Annotated in this window: 1 protein-coding gene; it reads left to right on the top strand. The window is 47.8% G+C overall.

Going from position 1 to position 467, the window contains the following annotated elements:
• On the top strand, window positions 1-467 hold a 467-nt coding region (locus ABHV44_RS16220), incomplete at both ends, for a hypothetical protein (protein WP_459075761.1).

Below are 467 nucleotides of genomic sequence, written 5' to 3'. Positions count from 1 at the left end.
ATCGACTTTGGTCCGGCTGTGACACAGCAGTTCATCGACAACGAAGGAATCACTTTCTACACCGTTTTGGAAGACTGCAACGGAAATGCACTCGGATCAATGAGTCCAACAGGACCGGCCAACACATTTGTTTACGATCTTGATGATGAAGCTCCTGTACTCGAAAACGTATCAGCTTCAGCAGTGGGCAAATGCCTCAACGGAGGAAACTTTGTTTGGACAGTAGACGCCTCAGACGATAACCTATTCTCACTTGAAGTGGATCATTCTCTCCAAAACAGCTTACCGGAGTTCACGGTTTATGCAGATGCAGGGGATCCGTATGGAAGTCAGCAAGCAGAAGATGATTTTACTGCTGCAGGCGTGAGCGTTGTTTACGATGATGTCAATCAGACCTGGACCATCGACTTTGGACCAGCTGTGACGCAGCAGTTCATCGACAACGGAGGAATCACTTTCTACACTGT

Origin of the sequence: Halocola ammonii (assembly GCF_049334165.1) — a bacterium.
GTDB lineage: Bacteria > Bacteroidota > Bacteroidia > Flavobacteriales_D > Sanyastnellaceae > JBEGHD01.
The sequence above is the reverse complement of the archived record's forward strand: the minus strand, read 5'-3'. Positions and strand labels throughout refer to the sequence as shown.